The organism is Micromonospora eburnea (assembly GCF_900090225.1).
Taxonomy (GTDB): domain Bacteria; phylum Actinomycetota; class Actinomycetes; order Mycobacteriales; family Micromonosporaceae; genus Micromonospora; species Micromonospora eburnea.
In genome coordinates, this window is record NZ_FMHY01000002.1 from 6,380,666 (window position 1) to 6,403,274 (window position 22,609).

Below are 22,609 nucleotides of genomic sequence, written 5' to 3' on the forward strand. Positions count from 1 at the left end.
TCGGGGCGGACTACTCGACGGTGACCGACTTGGCCAGGTTGCGCGGCTGGTCGACGTCGTGCCCGCGGCCGGCGGCGATCTCGGCGGCCAGCACCTGGAGCGGCACGGTGGTCACCAGCGGCGCCAACAGCGTGGGCGTACGCGGCACGTAGATCAGGTGGTCGGCGTAGCGGACGACGGCCTCGTCGCCCTCCTCCGCGATCACGATGGTGCGCGCGCCCCGGGCCCGCACCTCCTGGATGTTGGAGACGACCTTGTCGTGCAGCATGCCCCGGCCGATCGGCGACGGCACGATGCAGATCACCGGCGTGCCCTTGTCGATCAGCGCGATCGGGCCGTGCTTCAGCTCGCCGGCGGCGAAGCCCTCGGCGTGCATGTACGCCAGTTCCTTGAGCTTCAGCGCGCCCTCCAGCGCCACCGGGTAGCCCACGTGCCGGCCGATGAAGAGCACGGTCGGCTCGGACTTCAGCTCGCGGGCGAGTTCGCGGACCGGCTCGATCCGGTCGAGCAGCTCGCGCAGCTTGCCCGGCATCTCCTGGAGCTGGGCGACGACCGCGCCCACCTCGTCGGCGAACTTGATGCCGCGCACCTGGGCCAGGTGCAGGCCGATCAGGTAGCAGGCGACGAGCTGGGTGAGGAACGCCTTGGTGGAGGCGACCGCGATCTCCGGGCCACCGTGGGTGTAGAGGACGGCGTCGGACTCACGCGGGATGGTGGACCCGTTGGTGTTGCAGATGGCCAGCACCCGGGCCTTCTGCTCCTTCGCGTGGCGCAGGGCCATCAGGGTGTCCATGGTCTCGCCGGACTGCGAGATCACCACGATCAGCGTGGAGCGGTCCAGCACCGGGTCGCGGTAGCGGAACTCGCTGGCCAGCTCCACCTCACAGGGGATCCGGGTCCAGTGCTCGATGGCGTACTTGGCGACCAGTCCGGAGTGGTACGCGGTGCCGCAGGCGACGATGAAGATCTTGTCGACGTCGCGCAGGTCCTGCTCGCTGAGGCGGACCTCGTCGAGGGCGATCTCACCGGTCTCGGTGAGCCGGCCGAGCAGCGTGTCGGCGATCGCCTGCGGCTGCTCCTCGATCTCCTTGAGCATGAACCAGTCGTAGCCGCCCTTCTCCGCGGCCGAGGAGTCCCAGTCGATGTGGAAGTCCTTGCCGGTGGCGGGCTGCCCGGCGAAGTCGGTGATCTCGATGCTGTCCGGGGTGATCAGGACGATCTGGTCCTGGCCCAGCTCGACCGCGTCACGGGTGTGCTCGATGAACGCGGCCACGTCGCTGGCCAGGTAGTTCTCGCCGTCGCCGCGGCCGACCACCAGGGGCGAGTTGCGCCGGGCGCCGACCACCGCGCCGGGAATCCCGGCGTCGACGGCGAGCAGCGTGAAGGCGCCCTCCAGCTGCTGGCAGACCAGCCGCATGGCGGAGGCGAGCAGCTGCGGGCTGTCGGCCTCGCCGGCCGCGCGCAGGCCGGTCAGCGCACGGGCGAGCAGGTGCGCTGCGCACTCGGTGTCGGTGTCGCTGGCGAACTCGACGCCGTCGTCCTCCAGCTCGGCGCGGAGCTTGGCGAAGTTCTCGATGATGCCGTTGTGGATCACCGCGACCCGGCCGTCGGGAGACAGGTGCGGGTGGGCGTTGCGGTCGGTCGGCCCGCCGTGGGTGGCCCACCGGGTGTGACCGATACCGGTGGTGCCGTCGCCGATGCCGATCGGGCTGGCGGCGCAGGACTCCGGGTCGCTGGCGGCCCGCTCGGCGAGGACCTTCTCCAGGTTGGCCAGCTTGCCGGCCTTCTTCTCGATCAGCAGCTCGTCGTCGCAGACGACGGCCACGCCGGCCGAGTCGTAGCCCCGGTACTCCAGCCGCCGCAGTCCGTCGAGCACGATGCCGAGCGCCGGGCGCGCGCCGGCATAACCCACGATTCCACACATGGTCCGCAGCCTAACCCAGTTTCGCTCACCATGGGTGCTCGGAAGCCGGGTAAACGATCACTGAATTTGAGCGAACGGGTGGACGCAGGTCGCGGATCGGATAAACCACCCAGGGCAGGCATCGGTGGAGCGGAGCGCGGGGTATGGGGACGAGCCACCGTCACATACATTGAAGTCCCTGCTCCGATCGGCTGCCCGATCCGGACGTGCCCATCCCTCTCGCGGACGTGTCCGCGCCCGTCCCCTGCGAGCTGACCTGATGTCCGAGGCAACGCCGTCCCCCGATCCGCTGCCCGGCGGGAGCCCGACCGATCCCACCGCGCCACCGGCCGTCCCGACGTCCACGCCCTGGGCGCCGCCGGACCCGCTGGCCGCCCCGGCGCCCTGGGCCTCGCCGGCGCCCTGGGTACCCGCCGACGAGCCGGCCGCCACCGGCCTACCCGGCCCGCCCGGGCACCCGGCCGCCACCGGCCTGCCCGGCGGCACCGGCGCGCCCGGCACGCCCGGCCCGGCCGGGTACCCGGCCCCGACCGGACCGGCGGATCCGTTCGGCGGGCCGTCGCCGGTGCCGGGCGGCGTCACCCCGCCGCCCCAGCACCCCTGGCCCGGCTACCCCGCGCCGGCCTGGCCTCCGGCCGGCTACCCGCCGCCGTACGCGTACCCCGGACAGACGCCGCCGCCCCGGACGAACAGCGGCCGGACCGTGGCGATCGTGGTGAGCGCCCTGGTCGCCGTTCTGGTGCTCGCCGTCTGCGGTTGCATCGGCCTGGGCGCGTTGGGCAGCGTCTACGACGAGGAGGTCGGTTCCAGCGAGTCCTACGAGCCCGGCTACGGCGTAACCGACGACGACGGGGTCACCTCGTTCCCGCCGCACCGCAGCCCGGCCACCACGCCGTCGGGCGGGGTCGGCAGCCTGACGGTCAGCTACGAGGTGACCGGCAGCGACTCGGCGTACGTCCAGTTCTACGACGCCAACGGGGACTTCTTCCAGGTCGAGGATGTGCAGACGCCATGGCGGATGGCGTTCACCTCCAACGACCGCGAGCGGGTGCAGATTCTCGCGTCGCCCTCCCAGTCGGGCGAGGTGAGCTGCAAAATCACCATCAACGGGAAGGTCGTCTCCGAGGACTCGGGCGAGTACGGAGCGACCTGCTTCGGCTGGTGACGCCGACGGCTGGGGCACGACGGTCTTGCGGTGCCGGCGGTGGGCCGTAGGCTGGCCGCGTGACGATGACGACCGATGCGTTGGTGGCCCGGATGCGGCCGTTCGGCACCACCGTCTTCGCCGAGATGTCCGCGCTCGCCGTACGCACCGGCGCGGTCAACCTCGGGCAGGGCTTCCCGGACACCGACGGCCCGCCGGAGATGCTCGCGGCGGCCGCCGACGCGCTGCGCTCCGGGCACAACCAGTACCCGCCGGGGCCGGGCCTTCCGGTGCTGCGCGCGGCCGTCGCGGCCCACCAGCGCCGGTTCTGGGGCCTCGAATACGACCCGGACGGCGAGATCGTGGTGACGGCGGGCGCCACCGAGGCGATCGCGGCCAGCATCCTCGCCCTGTGCGAGCCGGGCGACGAGGTGGTCTGCTTCGAGCCGTACTACGACTCGTACGCCGCCTCGATCGCGCTGGCCGGTGCGGTCCGTCGACCGGTCACCCTGCGGCCCGCCGCCGACGGCCGGTACGCCGTGGACCCGGCCGAGCTACGCGCCGCGTTCGGGCCGCGTACCCGGCTGGTGCTGCTGAACTCCCCGCACAACCCGACCGGAAAGGTCTTCACCCCCGACGAGCTGGCCCTGGTCGCCGAGCTGTGCCAGGAGCACGGCGCGTACGCGGTCACCGACGAGGTGTACGAGCACCTGGTCTTCACCGACGCCGCCGCCGCGCACGTGCCGCTGGCGACGCTCCCCGGCATGCGGGAGCGGACGTTGCGGATCTCCTCGGCCGGCAAGACCTTCTCCTGCACCGGCTGGAAGGTCGGCTGGGTGAGCGGGCCGGCGGCGCTGGTCTCCGCGGTGCTGCGGGTGAAGCAGTTCCTCACCTTCGTCAACGCCGGGCCGCTGCAACCGGCGGTCGCGGTGGCGCTCGGGCTGCCGGACGCGTACTTCGCCGAGTTCGCCGCCGGCATGCAGCGCCGACGGGACCAGCTCGTCGCCGGGCTCGCCGACGCCGGGTTCGACGTGCTCACTCCGGAGGGCACGTACTTCGTCACCGCCGACGTCACCCCGCTCGGTGGCCGGGACGGGGTGGAGTTCTGCCGGTCGCTGCCGGAACGCTGCGGCGTGGTGGCGGTGCCGACCCAGGTCTTCTACGACCACCCGGAGGCGGGGCAGCAGCTGGTCCGGTTCGCGTTCTGCAAGCGGCCCGAGGTGCTGGCCGAGGCGGTGACCCGCCTACGCCGCCTGGAGGGGGAACGCTGACCGACACCCCGCCCGAGATCGTGCTCGATCTGGGAAGTGGTGTCCTCGTTCGCCGTGACACCACTGTTTTCCGGGAGTGAGCATGCCTCGGCGCGGGTCTGCGGGCCCGCGCCGGGGCGTGCGAGGTGCGTGAACGTCAGCCGGCGGGGCTGGCGGTGCGTACCTGCTCGGCGATCCGCTCCGCGACGGAACGGGCGGTGGCCTCGGTGGCCGCCTCGACCATGACCCGGACCAACGGCTCGGTGCCGGAGGGGCGGAGCAGCACCCGGCCCGTCTCGCCCAGCTCGGCCTCGGCCCGCTCCACCTCGGCGCGGACGGCCGGCGCGGCGGAGCCCACGGTCCGGTCGCCCACCGGCACGTTGATCAGCACCTGGGGCAGCTTGGTCACGACGGAGGCCAACTCGGCGAGCGACTTGCCGGTGGCGGCCATCCGGGCCATCAGGTGCAGTCCGGTGAGCACCCCGTCACCGGTGGTGGCGTACGCCGGCATCACGATGTGTCCGCTCTGCTCGCCGCCGAGGGCGAGGCCGGACGCACGCAGTTCCTCCAGCACGTACCGGTCGCCGACCTTGGTCTCGACCAGCCGGATACCCTGCGCGGACATGGCCAGACGCAGGCCGAGGTTGCTCATCACGGTGGCGACCAGGGTGTCCTCGGTCAGCCCGCCGGCCTCGCGCATCGCCAGGGCGAGGATCGCCATCACCTGGTCGCCGTCGACCTCGACGCCGTCGGCGGTCACCGCGACGCAGCGATCGGCGTCCCCGTCGTGCGCGATGCCCAAGTGCGCGCCGTGCTCCACCACGGCGGCCCGCAGCGCGTCGAGGTGGTTGGAGCCGCAGTCGTCGTTGATGTTGAGCCCGTCCGGCTCGGCGCAGATCGCGATCACCTCGGCGCCAGCCTCCTGGTAGGCCGCCGGGGCGACCTCGGCGGCGGCGCCGTTGGCGCAGTCAACCACCACCTTGATCCCGTCCAGCCGGTTCGGCACGGTGCCGACCAGGTGCTGGACGTAGTGGTCGGCACCGTCGAGCAGGTCGTGCACCCGGCCCACGCCGGCGCCGACCGGGCGATCCCAGGCGGTGGTGGCGTTCGCCTCGACGGCCGCCTCGATCCGCAGCTCGATCTCGTCGGGCAGCTTGTGCCCGCCGGCGGCGAAGAGCTTGATCCCGTTGTCCGGCATCGGGTTGTGCGAGGCGGAGAGCATGACGCCCAGGTCGGCCTTGGCCTCGGCGGTGAGGAACGCCACCGCGGGCGTGGGCAACACGCCGACCCGAACCACGTTGGCGCCGGCGCTGGTGAGCCCGGCCACCACGGCGGCCTCCAGCATCTCGCCACTGGCCCGGGTGTCCCGACCGACCACGGCGAGCGGCGGATGGCTCTTGTCCGTCTCGGCCAGCGTGTGGGCGGCGGCGACCGCCACCGCGAGCGCCAACTCCGGGGTGAGATCCGCGTTCGCGCGCCCGCGTACGCCGTCCGTGCCGAACAACCGGCCCATACCCGCCAACCTCCGATGGAAGTGCCGTTGAGAGAGAAAGCGAAACGGCCGGGCCCGCCTCCCTGGATAGAGAGGCAGACCCGGCCGTCAGAAGTACAAGGTGCTGATGATCAGCGCTTCGAGTACTGGGGAGCCTTACGGGCCTTCTTGAGACCGTACTTCTTGCTCTCCTTGACCCGGGCGTCACGGGTCAGGAAGCCGGCCTTCTTCAGGGCCGGGCGGTCGTCCGGCTCGCTCACGATCAGCGCCCGGGCGATGGCGAGGCGCAGCGCGCCGGCCTGGCCGGTGGTGCCGCCGCCACGGAGGTTGGCGATCACGTCGAACGCCTCGGCCTTCTCGGCGGTCACCAGCGGGTCCTTGATGAGCTGCTGGTGCACCTTGCTCGGGAAGTAGGCCTCGAGGTCGCGGCCGTTGCAGGTGATCTTGCCGCTGCCGGGGACGATGCGGACCCGGACGATGGCCTCCTTGCGCCGACCCACGGTCTGGATCGGGCGGTCGCCACGAGGCGCGCGGGCGACGGGCGCCGGCGCCTCGGTGGCCTCGGGGGCAACCTCGGTGACGGTGATGTCGGTCATGCTGCTTCCTTCGCCCGCGCTCACTGCGCGATCTGCTTGATCTCGAACGGCACCGGCTGCTGCGCGCCGTGCGGGTGCTCGGCGCCAGCGTAGACCTTCAGCTTCTTGATCAGCTGACGGCCGAGCTTGTTGTGCGGGAGCATCCCCTTCACGGCCAGCTCCACGGCCCGCTCGGGGCGCTTGGTGAGCAGCTCGTCGTAGCCGACCTGCTTCAGACCACCCGGGTAGCCGGAGTGGCGGTAGGCGATCTTCTGCTGGCGCTTGTTGCCGGTCAGCGCGACCTTGCCCGCGTTCACGATGACGACAAAGTCGCCCGTGTCGACGTGCGGCGCGAAAGTCGGCTTGTGCTTGCCACGCAGCAGCGTGGCGGCGTGGGTCGCCAGGCGGCCCAGCACGACATCAGAGGCGTCGATGACGTGCCACTGACGCTCGATCTCACCCGGCTTCGGGCTGTACGTACGCACAGGTCTACCTTGTCTCGTCGTCGGTCTGGGGTCGCGCGCCGAGGTGACCAGGGCTTCCCAGTCGAACCAGCGCGCACGAACGACCAAGCGTACCTGATGCGGCACGCCTCTGAATGTCGTACAACAGCAGGCAACGATACCCGGCCGCCCGGTGGCAGGTCAAAACGGGGTGCCATCCCGCATGGCCAGCGATTTCGGCATGGCAGAGGTCACACGCGCGGACAGCTTACGCGGCCTCGACGCGCGGGCGGCCGGCGCGGTGCCCGCCGCGCGTCGAGGCGGAAACGGAGCACGGCACGGCCCCGCGGAACCGGTGGGTGAGCCGCTCAGAGCTCCTGGAGGATGCGCAGCGCCCGGCCCACCCGCTGCATGGTCTCGGTGTCGGCGACGTCCACGCACTCGGTGAACCACTTCTTCATCGGCGAGGAGAGCCGGTCGGGCATCACCACGTACTCGCCCATCGACACGGCGAGGGGCGAGTCCCGCAACAGTGATTCCTCGACCACCTCGGCCACGATCACGATCGGCACGTCTGTGGAGTTGTAGACGTCGGAGCTGATGACGAGCCCCAGGCGTTCCCGAGCGCCGGCGATGCGCCAGATCTCTCCCCTACGCAGCACGCGGTCGCCCACCGCCGAAGAGGGCGTCGTCGACCATCGCGGCCTCCTGGGCGTCGGCCAGGGCGGCGGCCTCCAGGTCGAGGCCGGCACGGCTGACGGCGGCGGCGTGCGCGGTGAAGACCTCGCGCAGCGCCTTCTCCCGCGCGGCCTGGTCCATCCAGGCGGAGAGGGACAGCCCCTCCCGCTTCGCGAACCGGCGCGCCTCTTCGATCGTCTCGTCGGAGAACGACAACGTCACCTTGGCGGTCATGCCGGACAGACTACCCACTGGTATGACCACCAGTCATCCCCCATCGCGCCGTTCGGCGAACCGGACAGCCGGGGCCCGGCCGCCCGCCCTCAGCCACGACGGCCGCCGAAGACGGCGAAGCGCCACTCCTTGAAGAAGCAGTCGACGTCGACCAGACCGGCCTCGGTGAGCCAGCGGCACTGGTCGGCGACCGTCGCCGGCCGGTCGTGCCGCATCCGCTCCCGGGCGGCCGCGATCTCCTCGGCATCCGAACCCAGCTCGGTGATCCGGGCCGTCCAGACCTCGTCGTAGCGCCGGTCCAGTGCCGGGGTCGGCCCGGCCACCTGCTCGGCGTTGACGAACACCCCGTCGGGCGCCAGCGCCTCGGCCGCCCGCCGGTAGAGGGTGCGCTTGCCCGCGTCGGGCAGGTGGTGGATGGCCAGGGCGGAGACCACCGCGTCGTACCGGCCGGCGGGCAGCGGGTCGGCCAGGTCGGCGAGGACCGTGCGGTGCGGGACACCCCGGGCGGCCAGGTGGCCGGTGGCCACGGCGAGCATGCCCGGCGCGGCGTCGACCAGGGTCAGCCGGACCCCCGGGACGGCCGCGGCCAGCAGCAGGGAGAGCAGGCCGGTGCCCGCCCCCAGGTCCAGCACCTCAGGGGTACGCCCCGACGCCAGCGCCGCCCGCAGCGGCGGCGCTGCCACCTCGATCGCCGAGCCGTAGAACGCGTCGAAGCAGGGCACCAGGCGGCGCCGAGCCTCGTCGTAGCTCCCCGCCACCGCGTCGAACGCGTCCGCCACGCTCATCGCGCCTCCCGGTATTCAGGATTTCTGTCTCAAATCCTAAACCACCGGCGCGGTCACGCCGAGCCGCTGATCCGGCACGGGTGCCGGTGAGCGCGCCGAGCCGGGCGCGGCTCGGCGCGCTGGTCCGGACGATCGTCGACGAACTGCCCTGCCGCACGGTCACGGTGAAGGCGGGTGGGCACCTGCTGACGCTGCGAAGGACACGCGGCGGTGGTCGACGGGGAGCTGCCGCCGCCCGCCCAGGCACCGATGGCGGTGCTGCGGGCGCTTGCCGCGTCGCCCGGCAAGGTGCTGTCCCGCGCCGTGCTGCTGCGTACCCTGCCCGGGGGCGCGGACGAGCACGCGGTCGAGATGGCGGTCGCCCGGCTGCGGGCCCCGCGGTTGGCGCAGACCGTGGTCAGGCGCGGCTACCACCTCCGTGTGGATCGACCTCGCCCACGCGGGACCTGAGCGCCGGAGCGCTCAGCCGACCGAGGCCGGGTAGCCGCGCTCGTGCTCGGCCTGGAGACGGAGCATGGCGTGCTCGACGACGGTCACCAGCACCTGCTTGACCGACTCGCGGTTCCGGGCGTCGCACCACACCATCGGCACGTCCGGCGAGATCGCCAACGACTCGCGGACCTCCTCCGCCTCGTACAGCGGGGCGCCGTCGAACCGGTTCAGCGCCACCACGTACGGCAGCTTGCGGTTCTCGAAGTAGTCGAGCGGGGCGAACGCGTCGGTGATCCGGCGGGTGTCCACCAGCACGGCCGCGCCCACCGCGCCCCTGATGATCTCGTCCCACATGAACCAGAAGCGGGTCTGGCCCGGCGTGCCGAACAGGTAGAGGATCAGGTCCTGGGCCATGGTGATCCGGCCGAAGTCCATGGCGACCGTGGTGGTCTCCTTGCCGGGCACCTTCGACGGGTCGTCGATGCCCACGCCGGCCGCGGTCATCAGCGCCTCGGTGGTCAGCGGAGTGATCTCGGAGATCGCACCGACCAGGGTGGTTTTACCCACCCCGAAGCCACCCGCGACCACGATCTTCGCGGAGATGATCTCCCGGCTGCGGCTCGCCCCCGCGGGGTCATAGTTCGCGAAGTCCACTTAGCACCCTTCCAAGCAGGTTCATCCGCTCCTGGAATCCCGTCGCGGGAGCGGCAGTGTGTAGCGTCAGCAGGCCCTCGGCCACCATGTCGGCGACCAGCACCCGGGTGACACCCAGCGGCATCCGGGTATACGCGGCGATTTCCGCCAGCGACTGCGCCCGGCCCTCACAGACCGTGGCAATGCGGTACTTGTCGTGCCCGGCGAACCGTGCTTCGGCCGACTGGGTGAAAGTGCACGACAGCACCGCCTCGAGCGCGATGTTCTGCAACGGCTCGGTGCGGCCACGGGTGACCGCATACGGTCGCACCAGCGCCCCACGCGGATCCCGCCGTGGTTCCATCTCGCGATCACCTCCCCTTCCGTACGGAGCCGGGCCGGCTCCGGGTCACCACTTCACTTCCCACCGACATCAGGACCGGACGGCGTCCCTGGGCAGTGGAACCAGGGCCTGGCCGACCCGTTCCACCAGCAGCGCCATCTCGTAACCCACCTGTCCCACGTCGCAGCTACGGGCGGCCAGCACCGCCATCGACGAGCCGTCGCTGATGGACATGAGGAACAGGTATCCGCTGTCCATCTCGATGACCGTCTGGAGCACCCCGCCGGCGCTGAACATCCGTGCGGCGCCCTCGGTCAGGCTCACCACGCCCGAGGTGATCGCGGCGAGCTGGTCGGCCCGGTCCGCCGGCAGGTCCCGGGAGGAAGCGAGCAGCAGCCCGTCCGCGGACACCGCCACCACGTGGGCGATGCCCGCCACGCTGTCGGCGAAGTTGGTGAGCAGCCAACCCATGTCCTGCATGGCCGCTGGCCTGTTCATCGGTTCGTCTCCTTGGTCGAGGTGCTGTTGAGGTCCGCGCCGGCCGTCCGGCCCCGCTGCACACCGCGGTGGTAGGCCGACAGCAGGCCGCGTACTTCGTCCGGGGTGCGCCGGGCCCGGGACCGGCCGCCCTTGGGCTCGATGCCGCCGGGCACGAGCTGGGCCTGCGGAACCCGCTTCGGCAGCCCGGAGCGGGTGGTGCCGGCGTTGGTGGGCTCCGCGGCCTGGCTGGCCCGCGACCAGCCCTCGTCGGCCGCCGTCCGCCAGGCGTCCGGATCGGTCGCCGCCGGCGGCGGCGACGGAGGTACGGGGGCGGCCGGGGGCACCGCCGGCGGCGTGTACGGCGGCGGCGTGGTCAGCCCCGACGCCTGCGCACCCGGGGTACGGGTCGGCAGCCGCGGCGGCGGGGAAGCCGGGGCGACCGGCTGCGAAGCCGAGGCGACCGGCTGGGCCGCGGCGGGCGGCGGCTCCTCGTCGAACTTCGGTCGAGCGAAGATCGTCGTCTCGTCGTTGCCGTGCGAGCGGAACCAGACCGCCTCCATCTCCCGGAAGATCGGCGCCTCGGCCGGCTGCTCCGGCTGGGCGACCACGGGCGCGGGCGACGGCGCCGCCGAGACCGGCTGGTACGCGGGCGGGGTCGCCGGCGCGGCCGGAGCAGCCGGCGCGGCCGCCTCAGTGCCCGGACTCCGCCTCGGCAGCGGGTCGAGCGCGGGGTACGAGACGGTGGGTCCACCGGCCGACCAGCCGGTGCCGGAGACGGGGGTCGACGGCGCGGGCGGGGCCGAGGCCGGCGTCGGCGCGCTCGGCAGCGCGCCGGTCACCTCGCCCAGCTGTACGGCCGGGCCGGTGTCCCGCGCCTCGGCCTGCCAACGGGCGGGCGGCGGCGTGGCGGTCGTGGCGGAGCGCCACTGGTCGGTGAGGGTGGCGGTGGTGCCCCGCTCCGCGCCGGCCAGCGGGTCGGTGCCCGAGCCGAGCTGGCTCAGCGGGGCCTGCTCGACGGCGAGCGGCTGACGTGCCCGAGGCAGCGAGGCCTGGCCCCGGTTGGCCGGCAGCACCACGGCGGAGTTCGGCAGCGTCACCTGGGCGACCGTGCCCCCTCGACGTTGCGCCGCAGCTCCACCCGGATGCCGTAACGGGAGGCGAGCCGGCTCACCACGGCGAGACCCATCAGCCGGAACGCGGCCACGTCGACCGTGGGCGGGGCGGCCAGGCGCCGGTTCAGCGAGTCGAGCTGCTCGTCGCTCAGGCCGAGACCGCGGTCCTCGACCTGGATCAGCACGTAGTCCCGGATCCGTCGGCCGTCGGCGACCACCGTCGTGTTCGGCGGTGAGAACCGGGTGGCGTTGTCGAGCAGTTCGGCGACCAGGCGGACCACGTCGTTCACCGCGTGCGCGGCGACCGAGATGTCGGTGTCGACGGTGCCGAACTCGATCCGGTTGTAGAGCTCCACCTCGGACTGGGCTGCCCGGAGCACGTCGACCAGGAGCGCGTCGTCACGACGCGGCACGGCCGAGTCGGCACCGGCCAGGACCAGCAGGTTCTCGTCGTTGCGGCGCATCCGGGTGGCCAGGTGGTCGAGCTCGAAGAGCTGGGCGAGCCGCTTCGGGTCCTCCTCGCCACGCTCGATCGCGTCCAGCTCGCCGATCATGCGGTCGACCAGGTTCTGCGAGCGCCGGGCCAGGTTGAGGAACATCGCCGAGACGCTGGTCCGCAGCGCGGCCTGCTCGGCCGCCACCCGGACCGCCTCCCGGTGGACCACGTTGAAGGCCGCCGCCACCTGGCCGACCTCGTCGCGGTTGTTCAGCTTGATCGGGTCCCGGACCTGCTGGACGATCTCGTCCACGCCGCCGTCGCCGATCGCGTTGACGTTCTGCAGCCGGCTCACCGCGTCCGGCAGGTCGTGGTTCGCCACCGCCAGGGCGCCCTCACGCAGCCGGCGCAGCGACTCGTTCAGCGAGCGGGCGAGCACCACGGCCAGCGTCACGGCGATGGCCAGCGTGAGTAGGACGAGCAGGCTCTCCACGATGGCCTGCTGGATGACGTCGGCGCGTACCTCGTCGGCCGCGGTGAGCAGCCGCGCCTGGAGCTGGATCTCGGCCCACCGCATCAGGTCGTTGACCGCGCCGATGGCGGCCGCCGCGTTGTCGCGGGTGACCAGCGGGGCCTTCCCGATCGAGCGGGACAGGTCGTTGGCCACCCGGTCGGAGAGCTGCACCGCGTCACCGGAGACCGTGCTGTTCACCAGGGACCGCTGAGCCGGATCGGCGGCCCGGGAGAAGGAGAGCAGCGCCTCCTGCTGGGCGGTCAGGGTGGCCAGGAACGAGGAGAACTGCTCCTCGTCGATCCGCCCGGTGGAGAGGGCGGTGAAGACGACGGCCTGCTCCTCGGCGACCTCCGCCTTGGCGTGGGCGAACGCGGCCACCGCGCGACGGGCGTCGGCGATGCTCTCCGCACCCGGCTGCTGGGCCAGGGTGTCGCCGTACGCGACGAGGTCGTCGAGGATGATGCCGTAACGCAGACTCACCTCGGCCACCGGCATCTGCTGGCGGTCCAGCACCTCCTGCCGGGTGCCGTTCAGCGTGGACAGGTGGTCGTCGATCACCTTGAGTCGGCTCCGGACCGAACCCGGCACGTCGCCGAGCTGCTCCCGCTCGCTCCGGTACGCCGCGATCCGCTCGTCGGTACGCCGTACCCGCAGGTTGTAGTCGTCCGGCTCGCGGTTCGGCACGGCCAGGTAGGTGGCCGCCGCCATCCGCTCCTTGTGCAGGTCCTGGGTCAGCGCCGAGATGTCGATCGACAACGCGGTCAGCGACCGGATTTGGGTCGCCTCGTACGCGCCCTCGCCGATCGACACGAGTCGGATAGCCGCCAGTGCGATGACAGCCGCGACCGGAACGACCAGGATGAGGGCAAGCTTGGACCGGATGCGCGCATCACGAAGCCGAGGCAGCCCCCGTCGCCGCTTTCGCTGATCGGCATCGGGGCTCTCGGGCAGGGTCGTAGGTCCGGTGCTCACGACATCGCCTCCGTCGTATCTTCCACGCCCGCCCCGCCGACCCGTGCCTGGTACGGCGGCCGGCGCCACGCGCGGCACGGCCGCGATTTCATCAGAGAAGATCCCGTTTGGGAAGCCGCAGCGGGGCAGGAAACGGTCGGCGGTCGTTCAACCCGCGATCCGGTCAACTAATACCTTCATTTCCCCAGGCTCCTGAACTGGGCATGTCACCCCAGCGTGGCCGGTCGTATCTGTGCAGTGATCATTCATCGACAATCCGCATCCCCAATATGTGGGATGGGTGTCCCGAAAACTACTCCCGACATCCGCGCTTGACCGCAGGGCCCGGCATTGGCAAGGTTTTGCAGGCTTCGCGCACACCGTACGGCATACTAATCCCGTCACTCCAATGAGGACGGTCAAGCGGCGGTGACCGGGCGTACGCCCGCGCCGCACCTGGAGGACTGAGTTGAGCCCCATCCGCTCCGCGAGCATCGCGGCGCTCGCATCGGCCGTGCTGGCCACCACGCTCACCGGATGCCAGTTCGGCGCCGAGCAGGAGGACACGAGCCCGATCGTGATCGCCGCGGACCTCGAACTCTCCGGCGCCTCCGCGCCCGTCGGCAAGGTATACCAGCGGGCGCTGGACCTGAGGGTCGAGCAGTTGAACGCCTCCGGCGCACTGGGCGGCCGGAAGATTAAACTCAAGGTGAAGGACAACCGATCCGACGCCGCCGAGTCCTTGCGCAACATCAACGATTTCAGCGCCGACTCGAGCGTGAGTGCCATCATCATGGGCGGCTGCAACGAATGCGCGGTCGGTGCAGCCCGGACGGTCGGCGAGAAGCGGGTTCCGACCATCGCGCTCGCCGCGTCCGCCGCCGTCACCGAGCCGTTCACCGACCGCCGCTACATGTTCAAGCTGGCTCCGAACGCGGCCGACAGCGCCGCCGCCCTCACCGTGGAGCTGGGCCGGGACAAGATCCGCAAGGTGGCCGTGCTGCACAGCGACGACAGCTACGGCCGGGAGGGGCGCGCAGCGCTGGGGCGCGAGTTCGGCAAGGCCGGCATCAAGCTGCTCCTCGCCGAGGCGGTACGCCCGACCGACACCGACGTCAGCGGCCAGGTCGCCGATCTGGTCGCGAAGAAGCCCGATGCGCTGATCGTGTGGGCCTCGTCCGAGCAGGCCGCGCTGGCGGCCGCCAGCGCCCGGCAGGGCCACTTCGACGGCGCGCTCTACTTCGACGCGGCGGCGGCCGGTGACCTGTTCCTCGGCGCCTCGGCCCGCTCCACCGAACGGGCCACCCTGATCTTCACGCAGACCATGGTGATCGACGACGTCATCGCCACCACCCCGGCCAAGGCCGCACGCCGGCAGTGGTTCCAGGACTACACCGCCCGCTTCGGCGGCTACCACGGCTCCTCGTCGTTCGCCGCCGACGCCGTCCAGCTCATCGCGGACGCCGAGCTGCGCGCCGGCAGCGCGCCCGGCAAGGTGGACCGGGACGCCCTGCGCGACGTCCTGGAGACGTCACAGCTCGACGGGCTCTCCGGACCGATCCGGATGACCCCGGACAACCACTCCGGCCTGATGCCGCAGGCGCTGACCCCGCTGGTGGCGCGGGGCGGGCGCTGGCGGCTCGCTGGCTGAGATTGCTACTCGCGGTGGTGCTGTGGCCCCACCGCAACCGGCTCCAGGCGGTCAGGCTTGATCCCCTGCGCCGGTTGCGGTGGGGCCACTGTCTATGGTCGACGCCGGGTCACCTGGCCGAGGTGGTGGCCTTGACCCAGGGCAGGGCGAGCCGTTCGATGAGGCTGAGGGCCGAATAGAGCAGGATGCTCATCAGGGCGACCAGGACGATCGCCGCCCACGCCGTCGAGAACTCGCCGATGCCGTTGTACTGGAGGATCTGGTAGCCCAGCCCGGGCAGGTCCGAGTAGAACTCCCCGATCACGGCACCGATCGCGGCGAGCGGCATCGCCACCTTCAGCCCGACGAAGATCTGCGGCAGGGCAGCCGGGAGACGTACCTTGCGGAACGACTGCCACCACGACGCGTTCAGGGCCCGGGCCAGCTCGGCCAGGTCGGCCGGCGTGGTGGTCAGCCCGGTCGCGGTGGAGAGCACGACCGGGAAGAAGCACAGCAGGAACACCATGGTCAGGATGGGCTTCTGCCCCCAGCCCACCGCGACCACCAGCAGCGGCCCGAACGCGATCTTCGGTACCGCGTTGACCGCCACCAGCAGCGGCGCGAACATCCGCTCCACCCGCCGGGAGGCGGCCAGGGCCATCCCGATGAGTACGCCGGCGACCGCCGACAGCAGGAAGCCGGCCAGCGTCATCCAGGCGGTGCGCAGCAGCGCCGGCAGCAGCACGTCGGACGTCCTGGTCATCGAGGCCCACACCGCCTGCGGCGGCGGCAGCGCCGCCGGGGGGAGCAGGTTCAGGCCCGAGGTGACCAGCCACCAGGCCGCCACCGTGATCACCAAGCCGAACGCCGGCAGCCCGATCACCGCCGGACGTACCCTGGGCCGGCTCGGCGCGCGCGCGGCCTGCGGCGCCGCCCCCGCCGGGGCCCCGGTCAACTGCGTCAACGTGTCCTCCTCTCGGCCGGCCCAGACGACCGGCACGCGAAGGGGGTGCGACCCACCGGAACGGCGGGACGCACCCCCGATGTCGAGCCGACCGGTCAGGCCTTCGGCGCGAGGTTGAAGTCGATGATCTGCTCGGGGGTGAGGTCGTTCTTGAGCGCACCCGCGCCCTGGAGCAGGGCGATGCTCTTGGCGACCCGGCCGCTGTCCAGCGTGCCGATCGCCGTGCCGGAGTTGCTGGACCGAACGTACGCGGCCATCAGCTCAAGCTCGGCGGCGGCGGCGGCCGGGTTGGTGGCGGGCACGTTCTTCTTCAGGATGTCCGCCGCCTCCTGCGGGTTGGCCAGAGAGTACTCGAGGCCCTTGAGCAGCGCCGTGGTGAACTTCTTCACCATCTCCGGCTTCTCCTTCGCGATCTTCGCGGAGGTGATCAGCGCGTTGCCGTAGAGGTCCTGCATGACGTTGCTGTAGGGCAGCATCACCGGCGTCTTCTTGGTCACCGCCTGAACCGTGGGCTGACCGACGACGAACTGGCCGATGCCGTCGACCGAGCCGGAGCCGAGCATGCCCATGAGGTCCTGCGCCTGACCGTTGACCCAGGTCACCTTGCTGCCGTCCACGCCGGCCAGCCGCGCGTACGTCGGGAAGAGGTTGCGCACGACGGAGCCGGGAGTGTCGGCGAGCTTCTTGCCCTCCAGGTCCTTCGGGGTGGCGATGTTCTTGCCCTCGACCGAGACGATCGCGGCCATGGTCCGCTGCTGGATCGCGGCCACCGCGACGAAGTCCTTGGCCTCGCCGTTGCCCATCTGCAGGATGCCACCGGTCAGGTCGATCGGGCCGAACTCGGCCTGGCCCCCGGTGATGGCCCCGATGACCCCGTTGGTGCCCTGGCCGGGCTTGATCTCGACGTCGAAGCCGGCCTCCTTGAAGAAGCCCTTCTCCTTCGCCACCCAGGCGTACGAGTCACGGCCGAAGTTGCCGAACGAGGTGAGGTAGGTCACCTTCTCCAGCGCGCCACTCGTGCCCTTGGCGTCCTCGGCCTTGTCCGAATCGCTGCTGCAGCCGGAGACCAGGGCGAGGGCGGCGGCCAGCGCGGCGGCGGCGACCGTACGGGTCAGCCTTCTCATCTGTGCACCATGTCCTTTCCGACCAGGGCGTGTTCGCCCGGACGGGTCGTGTGTCAGACGGTGTCGGCAGGGGGGAACGCCGACAGGACCGTCGTGAGGGGACTCTTCGCGCGCAACAGCGTACGAGAAGGTCAGTGGACACCGTCGGGCGTACGGGTTGCGGAAAGGAAACGAACTTGTCCGACGGAAAGCGGAGGCCGCCACCCCTGACCGTGCACTGGGGAACGACCCGCTACGCTAGCCCGGCTCTGGTTCACGACGTGGAAGGAGCCAGCGGGCGATGATCCGACTGTCCGGTGTGTCCCGCACCTTCGACGGCCGCTCCGGGCGGGTCGAGGCGATACGCAACATCGACCTCGATGTGGCAGAGGGCGAATTCGTCGCCGTCCTCGGCCGTTCCGGCTGCGGCAAGTCCACCCTGCTCCGCATGATCGCCGGCCTGCTCCCGGTCACCGGGGGTGAGATCACCGTCGGCGGCACGCCGATCACCAAGCCGCGCCGCGACATCGCCATGCTGTTCCAGCGGCCGGCGCTGCTGCCCTGGCGCTCGGTGCTGGACAACGTCCTGCTTCCGGTCGAGATCTTCGGCATGAGCCGGGCGAAGCACCGCGACCGGGCCCGCGAGCTGCTGGCGATGGCCGGGCTGGGCGGCTTCGAGAAGCGCCTGCCGCACGAACTCTCCGGCGGCATGCAGCAGCGTGTGTCACTCTGCCGGTCACTGATCGCCGCACCACGCGTGATGCTGATGGACGAGCCCTTCTCGGCGCTCGACGCGCTCACCCGGGAAGAACTCTCCGGCGAACTCCAGCGGGTGCACATGGAGACGAAGGCGACCATCGTCTTCGTCACCCACTCGATCGACGAGGCGGTGCTGCTCGCCGACCGGGTGGTCGTGCTAAGCCCGCGTCCCGGCCGGATCCGCAAGGTGGTCGAGGTCGACGTACCCCGGCCGCGCACCCTGGGTCGCCACGCGCACCTGGCCGACGTGGCCCGGATCAGCGCCGACCTGCACGAGCTGCTGATGGAACGGAACGCACCGGACGTACCCGCACAGCCCGACCCGGCGGGGACGCCAGCCCGGATCGGGGCCGGGGAGCGCTGACCATGCGGGTGACGGTGTTCACCGAGCCGCACCGCGGGGCCAGCTACGACGACCAGCTCCGGTTCGCCCGCCAGGTCGAGGAGACCGGCTTCGAGGGCTTCTTCCGGGCCGACCACTACCGCTCGATGGGCGACGAACCGGGGCTGCCCGGCCCCACCGACGCCTGGCTGACGCTCGCCGCGCTGGCCCGGGAGACCTCCCGGATCCGACTCGGCACCCTGGTCACCTCGGCCACCTTCCGGCTGCCCGGCCCGCTGGCCATGCAGGTGGCCCAGGTGGACCAGATGAGCGGGGGCCGGGTCGAGCTGGGCATCGGCGCCGGCTGGTACGAGCGGGAGCACAGCGCGTACGGCATCCCCTTCCCGCCCATCGGCGAACGGTTCGACCGGCTGACCGAGCAGTTGCAGGTCATCACCGGGCTGTGGGGCACCCCGTCGGGCGAGACGTACAGCTTCAAGGGCGAGCACTATCAGCTCGTCGACGCGCCCGCGCTGCCCGAGCCGGTGCAGCGGCCCGGGCCGCCACTGATCATCGGCGGGCGGGGGCCGAAGCGCACCCCCGAGCTGGCCGCCCGGTACGCCGACGAGTTCAACGTGCCGTTCAAGGGCGTCGCCGAGACCGCCGACGCGTACCAGCGGGTACGGGAGGCGTGCGACCGGGTCGGACGTACCGCGTCGGGGCGTACGCCGCTGGTGCTCTCCACCGGGATCGTGGTGGCGGTCGGGCGCACCGACGCAGAGGCGCAGCGCCGCGCCGCTCCCCTGCACGTCAAGAGCGCCCTCCCGCCGGAGGATCCGGTGGTCGGCTCCCCCGCGCAGCTCGTCGACCGGCTCGGCGAGTTCGCCGCGATCGGTGCCACCCGAGCCCACCTGCGCCTGATCGACTTCGCCGACCTCGACCACCTGGAGCTCATCGCCACCGAGGTGCTTCCCCAACTGGACGGGACCCGATGACCGACCTCTCCGCCGACCTCGAACTCGGTCCCGTGGGCCAGGAGATCGTCTACGAGAACGACAGGGTACGCGTCTGGCACATCCGCCTGGAGCCGGGCGAGCGGCAGCCGCTACACCGGCACGACCACCCCTACCTGGTGATCGCGATCCAGGGGGCCAGGAACGTCGTGCAGACCATCGACGGCACCACCATCGACGCCGACGAACCGACCGGCGGCGTGGTCTACCGCGACCCGGGCGCGGTGCACATGCTGACCAACGTCGGGGACACGACCTACCTGGCCCGCCTCGTCGAGCTGAAGTAGCCACCCTCGGTAGTCGCGCCGACGCGCCGCGCCGCGCTGTCATTTGTGGCGATCGGGGTCACCGGGCCGTAACGTGCCCGACATGGCCTTTCGGACGTGGAGCAGGCTGCTGCTCACGGCGCTCGGGGCGAGCGTGCTGGCCGGGGCCGGTCAGCTCGGCATCGCGTACGGGTTCGGCGTCGTGCGCCTCGACGGCGCGTTCACCGACGGTGCGATCAACCGGTGGCCCGCCCAGCTCGCCTGGGTCGGCTGGTTCGCGGCGGTCGCCGCGGTGGCCGGTGCCGTCGGCACCGAACGCCTCGCCCGCCGGGACGGGATCCCGGGTGGCACCACGGAACAGCTCAGCGTCGCCGGCGCCGCCGCGCTGGGCGCGGCCGTGGTCGCACCACTGTGCATGCAACCGGCCCGGACCGCCGAACTCGGCGGCACCGTCGACCCGGTGTGGGCGGTCGGCATCTGCGCGATCCTCGGCGCGCTCATCGGGGCGGGCGCCGCGATCGTCGTCCTGCTCAAGCCGCCCTTCGGGTGGAACATCGCACTCACCGCGGGGGCCGTCTGGCTACTCGCGCTGATCTCCGCCGCGCCGTCGGTGTCCTCGGCCGGGCCGCTGGTCACCGTACGCCTCGGGGTCCTCGAACCATCCTGGCTGGATGCGGCGACCGCGCAGCGCCTGGCCATGCTGCTCCTGCCCCTGCTCGCCCTGCTCGCCGGCGCGGCGGTCGGCGCGCTGGCCCGCCGACGCGGCCATCTTCCGCTGGTCGGCGGGGCGGCCGGGGCGGCGGGGCCGGTGCTGCTGGCCTTCGCGTACCTGACCGCGGGCCCAGGCAACGCGGCCGACCGCTACCAGCTCGCGCCCTACTACGCGGCACTGATCGCGGTCGCCGCCGGCGCGCTCGGCTCGACGGCCACCACGGTGCTGCGCCGGCCGGCCGCGGAGCCGGAGACCGCCGCGCTCGAACCCACCGACATCCTCCAGCCTCTCCCACCATCGCCCGCCACCCCTGGGTCGGACAGCGGCCGTGCGGCACCGGCCGATCAAGGAGTTGGCGTCAGAGTCGATCTCCAATCAGACGGGAATTCCTTGATCAACGGGGTGGGGCGTCGGGCGGCAGAGACGATCCCGACCGCGGCCGCGGCCCCCGCGCACTGGGACTGGCCGGTCCCCTCGGGTCTCGCGCCGGCCCGCAAGTCCGGTGCCGCCCGGACGGCCCCCGGCCACACCACCGCCGAGGCGCGCCAAGCCGCCGCCGCGCCCATCTCCCTCGCCGATCACCCGACGTCCGGCGTGCCCGCCTCCGCTGAGCCCGCCGCTACGCAGCACCCGACGTCCGGCGTGCCCGCCTCCGCCGAGCCCGCCGCTACGCAGCAGAACCCCGGTGAGCACCCCTCCGCCGAGGCCATCCCCGCCGCCGACCACCCGACGTCCGGCGTGCCCGCCTCCGCCGAGCCCGCCGCTGGGCAGCAGGCCCGCGCCGACGAGCCGGAGCCGATGGCCGGGCCCACCGTGGCGCAACCGGCTGCTCCGCCGAGGACGACCGACGCGGCCGACACCGACGAGCCGGTCGCCGATCAGGAGGCCGACGCTCTGGCGCGGAACCTGCCGGTTCCGGGGCTGCTGCCCCCGGGGCGGCGTACCTCCGCCATCGACGTACTCGCCGCCGGCCGCCCGGCCCCGCAACCGCCCGCCGAGCCGGGCATCTCCGCTCCGGACCCTGCCCCGGCCTCGGCCGCTGCTGATCCGGGCCCGGCGTCCGGCTCGGGATCGGACTCGCCCGTGGCGGCCGGCCCGGACTCGCCGGTGGCGGGCGACGCCGATCCCGCCTCGACCCAACCCCGGCCGGACGGACGGTCCAGGCGCGGTCGCGGGGTTCGCACCGGCCCGGCCACCACAGCGGCTGACGCACCGCCGATCGAGGCGACACCGACCGAGGCAACGCCGACCGGAGCAACGCCGACCGAGGCGGCACCGACCGAACCAACGCCGACCGAGGCGGCACCGACCGAACCAACGCCGACCGAGGCGGCACCGACCGAACCAACGTCGGTCGAGGAGACGCCGGCCGAACCCAAGCCGGTCGAGGAGACGCCGGCCGAGCCGGCTCCCGTCGAGCCGATCCCGGCCCAGGCGGCGATGGCCCGGACGGCACCTGCCCAGGCGGTGCCGGCCAAGGCGAACCCGGTCGAGCCGGCCACGGGCCAGGCGGCCCCGGCCGAGACTGCCTTGGTCGATCCGCACACCGCCGCGCCGGCCGTCGAGGGTGTGGCGCGGTCGGCGCTGCCGGCGCCCCGGCCGGCCGACGGCCCCGGCCAGGTGACCGGCACCCGTACCCCGGCCCCGGACGATGCGCCGGCCCCCGCAGCCGACGGTGGCCGGGGGACGCCGAACTACTTCTTCTCGGACGACGACGAACCGGTCGCGGGCGACCACCTCACCCCCGTCGAGGCGCCGGAGTCACCACGCCCGCGCTTCCCGATCTTCGAGGATGTCGCGGACCGGCCGAACGACCCCCTGCCGGCGTGGCCAGGCCCGCCCCCACCGGGTCGACCGGCGACAACCGCGCGGAACGAACCGGCCGTACCCGCGCCGAGCCAACCGCGTTCCCCGTTCGGCAACAACGGATCGGCCGGCGGCGTCACGAGCGACCCGACGGGCATCTCGGACCGGAACGGCGCACCGACGGCGGAGGCTCGGATCGAGCCGGCACCGCATCCCCGGCACCGTTCCCTGCCCGACCTGGGCCGGGAAGCCCGCTGGGACGCCTTCGCCAACGCCCGGCGCGTGACACCGGTCATCCCGAACGGCCCGCTTGCGGGCGGCCAGCACGCCGCCGCCGGCGAGCCGGTCGTGGCCGGCTCCACGGCGAAGGCGGAGCCGGGCGGCGGGAAGCCCAAGGTCCGGCGTGGCCTGTTCCGGCGTAACCGGGCCAGGGACGGCGGGCTGGACGACACCGGCCGGTCCGACCACGAGTCGGAGCAGCTGGCGACGCAGGACGAGGAGTACGTCGACTGGGTCGCCGGGCTCGCCTCGGACGCCGACGGGGAAGGGCCCCGTACGCCGCGCACCGGTCGCCACCACCGCGACTGATCCGTCGGCCGGGCCGACCA

The 22,609-nt window shown here is 72.3% G+C and carries 19 protein-coding genes and 2 pseudogenes; 8 read left to right on the forward strand and 13 right to left on the reverse strand.

Going from position 1 to position 22,609, the window contains the following annotated elements:
• Nucleotides 1–10: 10 nt before the first annotated feature.
• Nucleotides 11–1,924, reverse strand: coding sequence for a glutamine--fructose-6-phosphate transaminase (isomerizing) (gene glmS / locus GA0070604_RS27695; RefSeq protein WP_091125039.1), 1,914 nt, complete (start codon nt 1,922–1,924; stop codon nt 11–13).
• A 259-nt stretch (nt 1,925–2,183) separates the two neighbouring features.
• Between glmS and GA0070604_RS27700 the strand changes: the two genes are divergently transcribed.
• Nucleotides 2,184–3,089 carry an MmpS family transport accessory protein gene (locus tag GA0070604_RS27700; RefSeq protein WP_091125042.1) on the forward strand — a complete coding sequence of 302 codons (906 nt, stop codon included), beginning with the start codon at nt 2,184–2,186 and terminating at the stop codon, nt 3,087–3,089.
• Between the two features lie 65 nt (nt 3,090–3,154).
• Nucleotides 3,155–4,339, forward strand: a complete 1,185-nt coding sequence (locus tag GA0070604_RS27705) for a pyridoxal phosphate-dependent aminotransferase (RefSeq protein WP_091127461.1) — start codon at nt 3,155–3,157, stop codon at nt 4,337–4,339.
• Nucleotides 4,340–4,475: 136 nt separating this feature from the next.
• Here GA0070604_RS27705 and glmM read toward each other — a convergent pair whose 3' ends face one another.
• The 6 genes from glmM to GA0070604_RS27735 all read right to left on the reverse strand — a co-directional run bounded on the left by glmM (nt 4,476) and on the right by GA0070604_RS27735 (nt 8,525).
• The gene (gene glmM, locus GA0070604_RS27710; RefSeq protein WP_091125046.1) at nt 4,476–5,831 is read right to left on the reverse strand and encodes a phosphoglucosamine mutase; all 1,356 of its coding nucleotides are present in this window, start codon (nt 5,829–5,831) and stop codon (nt 4,476–4,478) included.
• Nucleotides 5,832–5,941: 110 nt separating this feature from the next.
• Nucleotides 5,942–6,406: a 30S ribosomal protein S9 gene (gene rpsI / locus GA0070604_RS27715; protein ID WP_089005246.1), complete on the reverse strand. Its 465-nt coding sequence runs from the start codon at nt 6,404–6,406 to the stop codon at nt 5,942–5,944.
• A 20-nt stretch (nt 6,407–6,426) separates the two neighbouring features.
• Nucleotides 6,427–6,870 (reverse strand): 50S ribosomal protein L13, encoded by a 444-nt coding sequence (rplM, locus tag GA0070604_RS27720; protein WP_091125049.1) that lies wholly within the window; start codon nt 6,868–6,870, stop codon nt 6,427–6,429.
• A 326-nt stretch (nt 6,871–7,196) separates the two neighbouring features.
• Nucleotides 7,197–7,502, reverse strand: coding sequence for a type II toxin-antitoxin system PemK/MazF family toxin (locus tag GA0070604_RS27725; protein WP_208602179.1), 306 nt, complete (start codon nt 7,500–7,502; stop codon nt 7,197–7,199).
• The gene (locus tag GA0070604_RS27730) at nt 7,480–7,740 is read right to left on the reverse strand and encodes a DUF6364 family protein (protein WP_091125053.1); all 261 of its coding nucleotides are present in this window, start codon (nt 7,738–7,740) and stop codon (nt 7,480–7,482) included. The genes GA0070604_RS27725 and GA0070604_RS27730 overlap by 23 nt, the downstream gene beginning before the upstream one ends.
• A gap of 89 nt (nt 7,741–7,829) precedes the next feature.
• On the reverse strand, nt 7,830–8,525 hold the full coding sequence (locus GA0070604_RS27735) for a class I SAM-dependent methyltransferase (protein WP_091125056.1): 696 nt from the start codon (nt 8,523–8,525) through the stop codon (nt 7,830–7,832).
• Here GA0070604_RS27735 and GA0070604_RS27740 point away from each other — a divergent pair.
• Nucleotides 8,466–8,975 (forward strand): annotated as a pseudogene (locus GA0070604_RS27740) (uroporphyrinogen-III synthase); the annotation flags it as partial. The gene GA0070604_RS27735 and the pseudogene GA0070604_RS27740 sit on opposite strands and share 60 nt — an antisense overlap.
• A 12-nt stretch (nt 8,976–8,987) precedes the next feature.
• Here the strand turns inward: GA0070604_RS27740 and GA0070604_RS27745 are convergent.
• The 4 genes and pseudogenes from GA0070604_RS27745 to GA0070604_RS27760 form a co-directional block, all read right to left on the reverse strand.
• A complete protein-coding gene (locus GA0070604_RS27745; RefSeq protein WP_091125060.1) occupies nt 8,988–9,611 on the reverse strand; it encodes a GTP-binding protein in 624 nt (207 codons plus the stop codon).
• Nucleotides 9,592–9,954: a DUF742 domain-containing protein gene (locus GA0070604_RS27750; RefSeq protein WP_091125064.1), complete on the reverse strand. Its 363-nt coding sequence runs from the start codon at nt 9,952–9,954 to the stop codon at nt 9,592–9,594. Before GA0070604_RS27750 ends, GA0070604_RS27745 begins: the two co-directional genes overlap by 20 nt.
• A 69-nt stretch (nt 9,955–10,023) precedes the next feature.
• Entirely contained in the window at nt 10,024–10,431 is a 408-nt protein-coding gene (locus tag GA0070604_RS27755) for a roadblock/LC7 domain-containing protein (RefSeq protein ID WP_073834895.1), read from the reverse strand.
• A pseudogene (locus GA0070604_RS27760) lies at nt 10,428–13,447 on the reverse strand (sensor histidine kinase). The gene GA0070604_RS27755 and the pseudogene GA0070604_RS27760 overlap by 4 nt, the downstream one beginning before the upstream one ends.
• Nucleotides 13,448–13,895: 448 nt before the next feature.
• Here GA0070604_RS27760 and GA0070604_RS27765 point away from each other — a divergent pair.
• Entirely contained in the window at nt 13,896–15,077 is a 1,182-nt protein-coding gene (locus GA0070604_RS27765) for an ABC transporter substrate-binding protein (protein WP_091125068.1), read from the forward strand.
• Nucleotides 15,078–15,186: 109 nt separating this feature from the next.
• Here the strand turns inward: GA0070604_RS27765 and GA0070604_RS27770 are convergent, their stop codons facing one another.
• Complete coding sequence (locus GA0070604_RS27770) at nt 15,187–16,020, reverse strand: ABC transporter permease (protein WP_208602180.1); 834 nt, start codon at nt 16,018–16,020, stop codon at nt 15,187–15,189.
• Nucleotides 16,021–16,115: 95 nt separating this feature from the next.
• Nucleotides 16,116–17,144, reverse strand: coding sequence for an ABC transporter substrate-binding protein (locus tag GA0070604_RS27775; RefSeq protein ID WP_091125071.1), 1,029 nt, complete (start codon nt 17,142–17,144; stop codon nt 16,116–16,118).
• A 280-nt stretch (nt 17,145–17,424) separates the two neighbouring features.
• On the opposite strand from GA0070604_RS27775, the gene GA0070604_RS27780 reads away from it, so the two are divergent.
• The 4 genes from GA0070604_RS27780 (at nt 17,425) to GA0070604_RS34035 (ending at nt 22,589) form a co-directional block, all read left to right on the forward strand.
• Entirely contained in the window at nt 17,425–18,246 is an 822-nt protein-coding gene (locus GA0070604_RS27780; protein ID WP_091125075.1) for an ABC transporter ATP-binding protein, read from the forward strand.
• Nucleotides 18,247–18,248: 2 nt separating this feature from the next.
• Complete coding sequence (locus tag GA0070604_RS27785) at nt 18,249–19,199, forward strand: LLM class F420-dependent oxidoreductase (RefSeq protein WP_091125077.1); 951 nt, start codon at nt 18,249–18,251, stop codon at nt 19,197–19,199.
• Entirely contained in the window at nt 19,196–19,504 is a 309-nt protein-coding gene (locus GA0070604_RS27790; protein ID WP_091125079.1) for a cupin domain-containing protein, read from the forward strand. Before GA0070604_RS27785 ends, GA0070604_RS27790 begins: the two co-directional genes overlap by 4 nt.
• An 82-nt stretch (nt 19,505–19,586) precedes the next feature.
• Nucleotides 19,587–22,589 (forward strand): hypothetical protein, encoded by a 3,003-nt coding sequence (locus tag GA0070604_RS34035; RefSeq protein ID WP_091125081.1) that lies wholly within the window; start codon nt 19,587–19,589, stop codon nt 22,587–22,589.
• Nucleotides 22,590–22,609 lie beyond the last annotated feature (20 nt).

What these genes read in the sequence shown, in the direction of transcription:
- glmS (WP_091125039.1), bottom strand. Translation starts at nt 1,924, where the DNA reads ATGTGTGGAATCGTGGGTTATGCCGGCGCGCGCCCGGCGCTCGGCATC.
- GA0070604_RS27700 (WP_091125042.1), top strand. Translation starts at nt 2,184, where the DNA reads ATGTCCGAGGCAACGCCGTCCCCCGATCCGCTGCCCGGCGGGAGCCCG.
- GA0070604_RS27705 (WP_091127461.1), top strand. Translation starts at nt 3,155, where the DNA reads ATGACGACCGATGCGTTGGTGGCCCGGATGCGGCCGTTCGGCACCACC.
- glmM (WP_091125046.1), bottom strand. Translation starts at nt 5,831, where the DNA reads ATGGGCCGGTTGTTCGGCACGGACGGCGTACGCGGGCGCGCGAACGCG.
- rpsI (WP_089005246.1), bottom strand. Translation starts at nt 6,406, where the DNA reads ATGACCGACATCACCGTCACCGAGGTTGCCCCCGAGGCCACCGAGGCG.
- GA0070604_RS27730 (WP_091125053.1), bottom strand. Translation starts at nt 7,740, where the DNA reads ATGACCGCCAAGGTGACGTTGTCGTTCTCCGACGAGACGATCGAAGAG.
- GA0070604_RS27735 (WP_091125056.1), bottom strand. Translation starts at nt 8,525, where the DNA reads ATGAGCGTGGCGGACGCGTTCGACGCGGTGGCGGGGAGCTACGACGAG.
- GA0070604_RS27750 (WP_091125064.1), bottom strand. Translation starts at nt 9,954, where the DNA reads ATGGAACCACGGCGGGATCCGCGTGGGGCGCTGGTGCGACCGTATGCG.
- GA0070604_RS27755 (WP_073834895.1), bottom strand. Translation starts at nt 10,431, where the DNA reads ATGAACAGGCCAGCGGCCATGCAGGACATGGGTTGGCTGCTCACCAAC.
- GA0070604_RS27775 (WP_091125071.1), bottom strand. Translation starts at nt 17,144, where the DNA reads ATGAGAAGGCTGACCCGTACGGTCGCCGCCGCCGCGCTGGCCGCCGCC.
- GA0070604_RS27780 (WP_091125075.1), top strand. Translation starts at nt 17,425, where the DNA reads ATGATCCGACTGTCCGGTGTGTCCCGCACCTTCGACGGCCGCTCCGGG.
- GA0070604_RS27785 (WP_091125077.1), top strand. Translation starts at nt 18,249, where the DNA reads ATGCGGGTGACGGTGTTCACCGAGCCGCACCGCGGGGCCAGCTACGAC.
- GA0070604_RS27790 (WP_091125079.1), top strand. Translation starts at nt 19,196, where the DNA reads ATGACCGACCTCTCCGCCGACCTCGAACTCGGTCCCGTGGGCCAGGAG.
- GA0070604_RS34035 (WP_091125081.1), top strand. Translation starts at nt 19,587, where the DNA reads ATGGCCTTTCGGACGTGGAGCAGGCTGCTGCTCACGGCGCTCGGGGCG.